Raw genomic sequence first — 9,804 nt, 5'->3', positions numbered from 1 at the left:
TCACATCACGGGCACAGGAACCACTGTCGGCGGCCGCCGAACGCCGTGTTGGTCCAGTTCGTGCATATTCACCCCCCTAAAGTCGAACACAACGGGAATTGTGTCGACCAGCTTGGCTAGCTCGCGGATGGGTTCGGCGAGGATGTCGCGTTTCTTGCTTCCGTCACTGCGACAACAGGTATGACGTGCACGCACAGTCCTGTAGAATGTCAGTGAGTAGCGTGACCTTGCCACGCCCGATCTTGGAGCGCGACATGACCGCCAGACCTTTCGTGTTCAGCCGTCCTTCCGCCACCAGCAGGCTGTGGCCCGTCCGCCAATAGACGAAGCGCAGGCACAGACGGCGTCGTCTCTCCCACTCTCCGGACCTGATCCTGCTGCCGTGCAGGGGCTTGCCAGCCGCCTGCAGTGGATCACCAGCCAGAGCCCTTTCTTCGAGCGGATCAGCGGCTCCGTGTCTCGCGCGCCCACGATGACCGGGGCCCTTGAGCAGACCAGCGCCGCGGCAGCGAGGCTCTCGCCAGCCTTGCGATAGATCTGGCTTCGGATCGAGTTGGCGAGCCGGGGGCCCAGCCCTGCGCTGGTGATCTGAAACCGCCACGCCGGCTTCAACCCGGTCCCGGCCTCGTGAATGGCGGCCGTGACAGCGCGTTCCCCGGCTGCTACCTTGGTCGCCATCACCGCAACGATGTCGGGATCGACGTCGAGCTTCAGTTTCATCAGTTGTTCCATTGAGGGCGCAAGACCACAGCTCAGGATTGCAGCGAATTTGCTGTCCAGGTGTTCGGTAACATGCGAGACATCGCGGGGTTCACAGGTTCTAGTCCGCATTTTGCGGCGGTGCTGCAGCAATACGCATTCGATATTTTCGGATGAATGGACGTACAATGGGAAGGATCCAAAATGGCTCTCGAAAGTCTGCTCGTTATAATCCTCGTAGGTGCCGTGGCCGGTTGGCTTGCGGGGTTGCTCGTCAAGGGCTACGGTTACGGCCTTCTCGGCAATATCGTGATCGGGATCGTCGGCGCCTTTGTGGCTGGTCTCGTTTTGCCGAGGCTGGGTCTGAGCATCGGCAGCGGCATTGCAGGTGCCATCATCCACGCCACCATTGGCGCGGTCATCGTGCTTTTCCTGATACGCCTGATCAAGCAGGCCTGACGCACGTTTTGGGGCCGGAGCAATAGCGCCAGCTAGACTGCCGACCTCAAATTGACGGTCGAGACCAGCCGATCGCGATCGCGCAGCGGCTCGCCGTGGATGGTGAAACTGTCGGCGCCGGCCGCGATCTGCGACAAGCCGAAATCGGTGAAGTAGTTGTACAGGGTGGCGGTGCGTAGATACTGAAGCGAGGCATGGCCACACGGCGTGATTGGCAACAAAGGCCCGATCACGCTGATGGAAGCGAGGGGCACCGGCCTGTCAAGCTCATCGAAGCCGGAAAAATCTCGCCAAGGCTCGGTAGAAGATTCGGGGCGGACCCGCTGTCAATAGGCCTGCGCCTTGCGGATCTTCGTCATGCGGCCTTCTTCGGCGATTGCCGCGCCGAGCGTGGTGACGCCTTTTGCCTCCAGCAGCCCCAACATGCGGACGAAGACCTCGGCAGTGGCCACGGCGTCACCCATGGCGGTGTGCCGCGCCTCGGGGGGGATATGCACGCCGAACCGGTCACAGAGCGCATCAAGCGTGTGCTGCCCGCTGTGATCGAATAGCCCCGCCGACATCAGCACTGTGCACAGCACCGGGTTGTCGAACCGCCGCCCGATAACGTTCTCCTTCAGTCGAAGGAAGGCCAGATCGAAGGGTGCATTATGGGCCACAAGCACCGCGCCCCTGCAAAAATCGTGAAAACGTCGCCCAGCTTCGGCGATGCTGGGCGCATCCGCCACCATCTCTTCGGTGATGTGATGCACCTGTGTCGAGGCCGCTGGAATCGACCGGCCGGGATTAACAAGGGTTTCGAAGGTTTCGCCATGCAGGATGCGCCCGTTGACGATCCGCAGCCCGGCGATCTGAACGATCTCGTCGCCGCCGCGTGGCGACAGCCCTGTGGTTTCAGTGTCGAAGACCACGAAGCTCAGCTCTGACAATGGCGTGTTGGACATATCGCCTTTGGGCGCCTCCGGCAGGTTGAAATCGTAGAACTCGGGCCGGGCATCGCAGGGGGTCAGCGGCGGGTTTGCCGAGGCGAGCGGCAGCACGATCCGGTAGCCGCCATCCTCCGGTTCGGACCACAGGTCGGTCTGATGTGCGTTCAGCGCATCGCGGCCGGAATATTCTCCATAGGCGGGCGAGAGTGGGTTGCACAGCAATTCTGTCAGCTGGCCGTCGGTCACAGGCTCTCCCTGCCAGCCAAGGATCAGGCGCGTCTCGTCGGCGTCTTCCTCAACGTAAAGGGTCAGCACGTTGCGGGTGCCTTGCTCAAACAGATGCCCGACCAGAATGCGCAGCAGTGTGATGACTGCGAACCCGTCACAGCTGAGCATTGCCTCGCTGCGGATGGTCCTGAGCGGCGTGTCGGCGCTCGCGCTGATGCCGTCGAAGATGTGGTTCGCAGCGACTGGTGACATGGGCCAGTGGCGTGACTTTATCTTGGCGTGGCGCTTGCCCATGTCGTCGACACAAGCAAAGAGGCGTGCAAGCTCGTCCTTGATTCCCTGCCGCACCCGTTCACGGGTCTCGGGTGTCAGATCCTCATCCGAATCCGTCAACTCAAGCAACGCGCCGATGGTCCCGGCAGGCCGCCGGACGCCTTCCATTAGCGCCGTGAAAAGGTGGTCGTGCTTGGCATGTGTGCTGAGTTCCTCGGTCGCGTCTTGAAAGATCAGGACATGACCCGACAGTTCCTCGTCTGACAGGATCGGGCTCACACGGCCCAGCATGAACCGTGCACCATCGGCCGAGGCAGCGAGAAAGGTCTCGGCCGTGACCTCGCCGCGCACGCGCGCCTTCTGCATGCGTGACAGCGCGTCAGTGATAGGCTCGGGGCGTAGAAAGGCCGAAAGCGGGCGGTCCAGCCCGATATCGCCCAGAAGATCCTGCGCCATACGGTTGTAAAGCATTACGCGATTGTCTGGCGTGACGACCACTGCGCCCTCGCCCAGGTCCCGAAACAGCGCTTCGAAAAGCGCCTTTTCGCGGGCGATGCGGGCGGTCTCCCGCGCGATCGCCCTTTGCCGAGCGGCGCGGGCCTCCGAAAGGGCGGTGTTGATGGCGTTGGCGGCAGGTGCGAGCGCACCGAGATGCCTAGCCTGGCTCTCATCGACATCCAAATCTACATCGGCGCGCGCACGGGTCGTTAGGTCTGATGCGAGTGCGAGGATTGGCTTGGCGACGTTTTCGTCGAAAAGAAGCCCAATCCACACCGACAGGCCCAGCACACCGAGACCACCAAGTACGCCCGCGATCACGTAGCCGTCAATCGGTCCGCCGCTGCGCGCGTGGCCAATCCAGAGCCCCGTACCGATAAGCGCAGTGCCCCCCAGGCCGAGCGCCGCGAAGAAAAGCGCGAACCGGAGCCGCAGCCCCAGCCGCCTCGACAGACGTTCAATCATCGCTGCCCTCTCCCAACATCTGGGTGATGCGCGCGGTCAGATCAGCCGTGGCAAAGGGTTTGGTCATGAAGGCGTCGGCACCCACAGCCAATCCCTTGCGGCGCGCTACGTCACCAGCGCCCGCGGTGATCATCAGCACCTTGACTCCCGAGAGATCGGGATCGCGGCGAATGATCTCGCAGATCTCGTAGCCCGATCGTTCCGGCAGCATCACGTCGAGTACGATTAGGTCGGGCGGGTCCTCACGCATGGCGGCGAGCGCGGCGTTGCCCGTCGCTTCGCGGCGCAGGCGAAACCCCGCGCGCCCGATCAGATGGGTGAGCGCAAGCGCGATGTTATCCTCGTCCTCGACAAGCAGAACGGTCTTTTGCGACATTGCGGGCCTCCTCTCCCGTTCATGCCAGGCCATGTCACGACTGGCACAGCGCCTCGATCAACGGATCATCGCCGTCCACACTCCTCCAATTGGCCTTGTCCGGGTCTGCCAGTGCAGCGGTACTCACATCGGCGCGCGCGCGCCCGTCGCAATCCACCAGTTGCGGGCGTTTCGCGGGCGGCGTCCATCGCGCAAACAAATACACGTCCGCAAGCAGGATGCCTTGGGCGTCCGCCTTGGTCTGGACCCCTTGACGGTCCAGCGCCATGATCCGCGTGGTCTGCGGCACCACATGGGTCCAGGGCTTCCAGAAGCGGGCTTCCTCGACGGTTCTGAGCACCTCGACCCCGTCGGGCAGCCCGTCCACCGTGCGTGCGGCCCAAGTGTATTCCGACCAGATCGCATAACCCAGCATCGCCGCGCCCGCCGCCACCGGCGCGAACCAGCGCGGTAGGCGCCCACGACTGAGATGCCCGGCTATGAGCGCCAGACCAGCCGCCGCGATCCCCGCAGCGAATGTCGCGACAAGCTCGAAAAACATGATCTACTCGCGTGCCCCCCTGGATTGCCCGATGGCAGATTGCATCGTCTTGACCACCATGAAGGCATCGCGCAAGTGATTACGCTCCAGATCCGACATCTCGGCGGGGTTCATGAAATTATCCGGCTCTTCACCACGCGCAACCTGCCCCGCCTGGTGGCGCAGCCGGGTCTCGGCGATCAGGTCGTAGGCATCAAGCAGGTCCCGCGCGCCACTTTCCGAGATCACCCCCGTCTCTCTCGCGCCCTCGATCCGGTCGCGGGTGCCCGAGGCAGTGAGCGACCCCAGAAGCGCATAGATCCGCCCCAGATCGACCACCGGGATGACACCGGAAGCCTTGAGGTCGATGGTGTTTCGGTTCTCGCCCGATCGGATCAGTGTGAAGCCACGAAAGAAACCGAGCGGAACGGTATGCTTGAGCGAGTTCGAGATCATGTGCGCCACAAAAATCGAGTTCCTCTTCGCAGTCGCCAGAACCTCCTGCTCGAGGTTGTCGAAAAGTGCAAACTCTCCCGCGATGGGGCGCAGATCGAACATCACGGAGGCCAGCATCTGCGCCTCGTTGTCGGGCTGCCTGATCCAACGGTCGAAATAGTTTCGCCACACTCCGCGGGGCTGACGCCAGCGCGGATTTGTCGCCATCATGTCACCGGGGCAGTAGAAGAAGCCGCAAGTGTCCAGTCCGTCGCTGACGAACCGCGCCATCTCGGCGAAATAGGCGTCATGTTCGGGGCGGAAGGCGTCGTCGAGGATCAGGCAATTGTCCTGGTCGCTGACGCCGGTCTGCTCGCGCCGGCCCTGGCTACCGCAGGCTGCCCAGAGATAGGAGACCGGCGGCGGGCCGAGCTTTTCCTGGGCCAGCGTCAAAAGGCGGCGGGTGATGGCATCGGTGATGTCGGTGATCCGCCGGGTGATTGAACCGGGCTTGACGCCGGCCTGCACAAGCTGTGCCAGAAGCCCCGGCACGCGCTCCATTACATGCGCCATGTCCTGCGCTGATTGTGCGCCTGCGATATCGGCAACCATGTGACTGGCCGTTGCGGCCTGTTGACGGAAGAGATCGGTCCTTCCGATCATGCCCACGACGCGGTCATCCTTGGTCACCGGCAGGTGATTGACGCCCAGATCAGCAAGTTTCATCAGCGCGTCGAGGCCGAGACTGTCCGGCGAAATCGTGACAGGATCGGGGGTCATCACCTGACCGACCGAGACCGTACCGTCCATATCCTCGGCCAGCACCTTGTGCGTCAAGTCCCGCACGGTGACGATGCCGGCAAGGCTGACATTTGCCATCACCACCACCGAAGAGATGCCGTGGTCGCGCATCAGCCGTGCCACATCTGAAATCGTCGCATCGGCCGTGCAGGTGATCGGCTTTTTCGACATCAGGTCCGACACCTGCAGCGCCGTCAGCCCAATGGCATTGGGCGCGGTGTCGTCCGGATCGTTGGGTCGGGCGCGTGCGAACCAACGGGCCACGGTGCCGCTGCGCGCCATCAGTGTGTTGAAATGCGCCTTGGGAACCAGGATCAGGCGCGCGGCCTCGGTCGACCGAACGTCAAGCTGTGCCTTCCCGTCGCGCAGCAGGCCACGCTCGCCCATGATCTCGCCGGGGCCACGATGCGCAACCAGGTCATGTGCGCCTGCCCGCATGTCAAAACCGCCGCTTTCGATCACGTAGAGCCCGTCCAGCGTGTCGCCTTTGCGGGCAAGCATCTCGTCCGCGCCGATCTCGATTAGTCGAAGGTCAGGAGCGATGCGCGCACGCAAATCCTCGGACAGATCATCGAACGGTGCATGACGACACAGTGTCTCGATCAAACTGGGGTCCGCATCGCTCATGCCGGTCGGCTCCGCCTGGATCTGGTGAGTGAAATCAATCAAATGCACCCGTTTCCTGCCAAGAATTCCAGTGGGCGCCAGTGCGGGCAGGGGCAGCATGCGCCGCCCCTGCCTGTCTTTCTCAGTGGTCGGCCGCAGCTGCCGCCGCGCCTTTCGGCACGCGCACGCTCTCGACCAGGTCGTTGACCTCCTGCGGGATCGGCGCTGTCATCTTGGACACGGTAAAGGCAACGATGAAGTTGAGCATCGCACCCACCGCACCGAAGGCTGTGGATTTGACAGTTCCGAGAAGCGGATCGGCATCCGTGAAGCTGTTTGTATCAGGAATGAACAACCAGCCCTTGTGCAGGAAGATGTAGACCAGCGTGACGATCAGGCCGGTCAACATACCCGCCACGGCGCCGTGGTTGTTCACCTTGGTAAAGATGCCCATCATAAGCGCGGGAAAGATCGACGCCGCAGCGATGCCAAAGGCAAGCGCGACGGTCTCCGCGGCAAAGCCTGGCGGATTGAGGCCCAGATACGAGGCAAAGACGATGGACCCGGCCATCGCGATCCGCGCTGACAGAAGCTCTCCCTTTTCCGAGATATCCGGCTTGAAGCGCCCCTTCACCAGGTCGTGACTGACCGCCGACGAAATCGCGAGCAACAGCCCCGCGGCAGTGGAAAGTGCGGCGGCGATACCCCCTGCAGCCACCAGACCGATCACCCAGCCCGGCAGGTTGGCGATCTCCGGGTTGGCCAGAACGAGGATGTCATTGTTGAAGTTGGTCAGCTCGTTACCTTCCCAGCCTTCTTCTTCGGCCCGTGCTTGCATGTCTGCGTCGGCATCATTGTAGTACTGGATGCGACCGTCACCGTTCTTGTCCTCCCAGCCGAGAAGGCCGGTCGTCTGCCACGTCGCCATCCAGTCGTACTCGGGGTCGTCCGCGATCTGTTCGACCGAGACGGCCTGGCCGTCGGTGCCTTCCGGCCACATCAGTTCGGTAATGTTGAGCCTTGCCATCGCTCCCACGGCCGGAGCCGTCAGGTAAAGAAGTGCGATGAAGACCAGCGCCCAGCCGGCGGACCAGCGTGCATCGGCCACACGCGGCACCGTGAAGAAGCGCATGATGACATGCGGCAGACCTGCCGTGCCGATCATCAGCGACAGGGTGAAGAGTACCATGTTCAGCGTATCTCCGTGATGCACGGTATACTCGTTGAAGCCCAGTTCATCTACGACCTGGTCAAGCCGTTCGAGCAGTGGCTGCCCGCTGGCTGTGTGTTCACTGAACAGGCCGAACATCGGAAGCGGGTTGCCGGTCAGTTGCAGCGAGATGAAAACCGCCGGGATCGTGTAGGCGGTGATCAGCACGACATACTGTGCGACCTGGGTGTAGGTCACGCCCTTCATCCCGCCAAAGACCGCATAGGCAAAAACAACCACAGCCCCGATCAAGAGGCCGAGCGTGTTGCTGACCTCCAGGAACCGGCCAAAGGCCACGCCGACACCAGTCATCTGGCCGATCACGTAGGTCAGAGACGCGACGATCAGGCAGATCACCGCGATCAGGCGCGCGGTCGGACTGTAGAACCGGTCACCGATGAACTCGCTGACCGTGAATTTGCCGAACTTACGCAAATATGGCGCAAGCAGCAGCGCCAGCAGCACGTAACCACCGGTCCAGCCCATCAGGAAGGACGAGTTGTCATAGCCGGTGAAGGCGATGAGGCCGGCCATCGAGATGAAGGATGCGGCCGACATCCAGTCCGCGGCGGTGGCCATACCGTTGGTGACGGGATGAACCCCGCGACCGGCGGCGTAGAACTCACTGGTCGAGCCTGCGCGTGCCCAGACGGCGATGCCGATGTAGAGCGCGAAACTCGCACCCACGAACAATAGGTTGATTGTAAACTGATCCATCTGTCCCTGCCCCTTTTATTCTTCACCAACGCCGTGTTCGGCATCAAGCTTGTTCATCCGCCAAGCGTAGAAGAAGATCAGCGCCAGGAACACCAGGATCGATCCCTGCTGTGCGAACCAGAACCCCAGGTCGGTCCCGCCGATGGAAATCCCCGCAAGCATCGGGCGCAGCAGGATGCCGAAGCCGAACGAGACGAGGGCCCAGATTACCAGGCTGATGAGAATGATGCGCACATTGGTTTTCCAATATGCTCTGGCCGATTCCTTTTCTTGCTCCGTGAGTGCCAAATCATTTCCTCCCTTTGGTCATGTGTCTTAATCGAACCCGACCGGGACCATCCCGGCGCGGGCTTTCTCTCAGGTGGCGGTCCTCGTTACCACCCGGCCACCACGCCCCACGTCCATCGACTTGAGGATTTTGGCCATCTTGCAGGATTGCGCATGCAATGCCTTGCAAGAAATGTGTAGCGTCGCGCCCTTGGGGTTTTCCGGCTCCCAGATGATTGCGGCCTGATCGCCCCTTTTCTCCAGATGTCGGTCGATGCAGTCTGCCGCGACATTTGGATTGCCATCCTCAAGCCAATTGATCGAGACGGTCTCGTAAGCCAACGAGGTATTATTCACATTGGTATAGGGTTTGATCCGGCTCAGCTGCATGCAATACTTGTCCCAAGATCCGTTGGGATTGGAGATCGTCACCGCGTACATCGGTCCATTGCCGTTAGAATCTATATGGAAGCCGACCACTCCGACCGCCTCTGCCTGTTTGGCGACAATCATAGACCTTACCTCCACCCCAGGGCATCCGGTCAGACGGGATGACACCATCACTCTATCGCAAATGACACGCCATCACAGTCAACAGATTGACGCGTCATTGCCCAAACAGCGCTTCTCCTGCTTTCACCATTGCCCAATAATGCAGTCGGATCAAGCGTTCTGCGCTTGAATGGTCGGTCGCTGACCGCTCGAATGCGGGTTGATAGGGCAACCACGGGTCCGCAATAGCCCGGACCGTCTACAATGCAGCAGATAGAAATTCCTGCCATTCTTGTCCGGTCTGAATCCGGCCCTGTGTTACGCGCATGGCGGCGCTCGCGCACTTCTTGGGACTTGCGTTCTTGCAGGGCAAAATGGCGGCGTGAGCTTTGCGCGTGGCAATCTCTTTGTGGCGACTTGGAGATTTAGGAGCGGCTTGCCGCTCGCGTTTGAGCCCGACGCTGCGCCCGATTGTCGAAACGCCAGCGCTGGGTTCCCTTTCGCAGTGGCTGGTGCGGCAAAATCCGGCGAAGGCCTGATTTCCTTTCAGAGCCTGCAGATAGATCTACACTACGCCACTACGCTTGAAAGATGTGTCAGAGGGCGCACGATCGACGGCAGAACCACCGCAAGACTTCCCGATGGCCTGGCAATGTTCACGGCCAAACTGGGTTGGAGTAAAAGCGAACTATCTGAACTTTTTCCTGAACGCGATCTCGGACCAAGAGAAAATTCTCTAATCCGTTGAGAGCAAATGGAGGCGAGTACCGGAATCGAACCGGTGTACACGGATTTGCAATCCGCTGCGTCACCACTCCGCCAACTCGCC

The 9,804-nt window shown here is 61.4% G+C and carries 9 protein-coding genes, 1 tRNA gene and 1 pseudogene; 1 reads left to right on the top strand and 10 read right to left on the bottom strand.

Annotated elements, in window-relative coordinates; genetic code table 11:
* Positions 1-220 precede the first annotated feature (220 nt).
* Positions 221-720 (bottom strand): annotated as a pseudogene (locus ACESL9_RS15390) (DUF6441 family protein); the annotation flags it as partial.
* A 183-nt stretch (positions 721-903) separates the two neighbouring features.
* Between ACESL9_RS15390 and ACESL9_RS15385 the strand changes: the two are divergent.
* Positions 904-1,158 carry a GlsB/YeaQ/YmgE family stress response membrane protein gene (locus tag ACESL9_RS15385; protein ID WP_372615193.1) on the top strand — a complete coding sequence of 85 codons (255 nt, stop codon included), beginning with the start codon at positions 904-906 and terminating at the stop codon, positions 1,156-1,158.
* A gap of 32 nt (positions 1,159-1,190) precedes the next feature.
* On the opposite strand, the gene ACESL9_RS15380 is transcribed toward ACESL9_RS15385, so the two are convergent.
* The 9 genes from ACESL9_RS15380 to ACESL9_RS15340 form a co-directional block, all read right to left on the bottom strand.
* Positions 1,191-1,412 (bottom strand): hypothetical protein, encoded by a 222-nt coding sequence (locus ACESL9_RS15380; protein ID WP_372615194.1) that lies wholly within the window; start codon positions 1,410-1,412, stop codon positions 1,191-1,193.
* Between the two features lie 72 nt (positions 1,413-1,484).
* On the bottom strand, positions 1,485-3,551 hold the full coding sequence (locus tag ACESL9_RS15375) for an exonuclease domain-containing protein (protein WP_372675110.1): 2,067 nt from the start codon (positions 3,549-3,551) through the stop codon (positions 1,485-1,487).
* Positions 3,544-3,927 (bottom strand): response regulator transcription factor, encoded by a 384-nt coding sequence (locus ACESL9_RS15370; protein WP_372615196.1) that lies wholly within the window; start codon positions 3,925-3,927, stop codon positions 3,544-3,546. Before ACESL9_RS15370 ends, ACESL9_RS15375 begins: the two co-directional genes overlap by 8 nt.
* Positions 3,928-3,961: 34 nt before the next feature.
* Positions 3,962-4,468 carry a hypothetical protein gene (locus ACESL9_RS15365; RefSeq protein WP_372615197.1) on the bottom strand — a complete coding sequence of 169 codons (507 nt, stop codon included), beginning with the start codon at positions 4,466-4,468 and terminating at the stop codon, positions 3,962-3,964.
* 3 nt (positions 4,469-4,471) lie between these two features.
* The gene (locus ACESL9_RS15360; protein WP_372675109.1) at positions 4,472-6,310 is read right to left on the bottom strand and encodes a DUF294 nucleotidyltransferase-like domain-containing protein; all 1,839 of its coding nucleotides are present in this window, start codon (positions 6,308-6,310) and stop codon (positions 4,472-4,474) included.
* A gap of 121 nt (positions 6,311-6,431) precedes the next feature.
* On the bottom strand, positions 6,432-8,216 hold the full coding sequence (locus ACESL9_RS15355; protein WP_372615199.1) for a sodium:solute symporter family protein: 1,785 nt from the start codon (positions 8,214-8,216) through the stop codon (positions 6,432-6,434).
* 15 nt (positions 8,217-8,231) lie between these two features.
* Positions 8,232-8,504 (bottom strand): DUF4212 domain-containing protein, encoded by a 273-nt coding sequence (locus tag ACESL9_RS15350; protein ID WP_372615200.1) that lies wholly within the window; start codon positions 8,502-8,504, stop codon positions 8,232-8,234.
* A gap of 69 nt (positions 8,505-8,573) precedes the next feature.
* Positions 8,574-8,996 (bottom strand): hypothetical protein, encoded by a 423-nt coding sequence (locus ACESL9_RS15345; protein WP_372615201.1) that lies wholly within the window; start codon positions 8,994-8,996, stop codon positions 8,574-8,576.
* A gap of 734 nt (positions 8,997-9,730) precedes the next feature.
* Positions 9,731-9,804, bottom strand: a tRNA-Cys gene (locus ACESL9_RS15340).

It is taken from the genome of Aquicoccus sp. (assembly GCF_041686535.1).
Classification (GTDB): domain Bacteria; phylum Pseudomonadota; class Alphaproteobacteria; order Rhodobacterales; family Rhodobacteraceae; genus Aquicoccus.
The sequence above is the reverse complement of the archived record's forward strand: the minus strand, read 5'-3'. Positions and strand labels throughout refer to the sequence as shown.

Coding starts and splice junctions, on each gene's coding strand:
- ACESL9_RS15385 (WP_372615193.1), top strand. CDS start 904: ATGGCTCTCGAAAGTCTGCTCGTTATAATCCTCGTAGGTGCCGTGGCC.
- ACESL9_RS15375 (WP_372675110.1), bottom strand. CDS start 3,551: ATGATTGAACGTCTGTCGAGGCGGCTGGGGCTGCGGCTCCGGTTCGCG.
- ACESL9_RS15370 (WP_372615196.1), bottom strand. CDS start 3,927: ATGTCGCAAAAGACCGTTCTGCTTGTCGAGGACGAGGATAACATCGCG.
- ACESL9_RS15365 (WP_372615197.1), bottom strand. CDS start 4,468: ATGTTTTTCGAGCTTGTCGCGACATTCGCTGCGGGGATCGCGGCGGCT.
- ACESL9_RS15360 (WP_372675109.1), bottom strand. CDS start 6,310: ATGAGCGATGCGGACCCCAGTTTGATCGAGACACTGTGTCGTCATGCA.
- ACESL9_RS15355 (WP_372615199.1), bottom strand. CDS start 8,216: ATGGATCAGTTTACAATCAACCTATTGTTCGTGGGTGCGAGTTTCGCG.
- ACESL9_RS15345 (WP_372615201.1), bottom strand. CDS start 8,996: ATGATTGTCGCCAAACAGGCAGAGGCGGTCGGAGTGGTCGGCTTCCAT.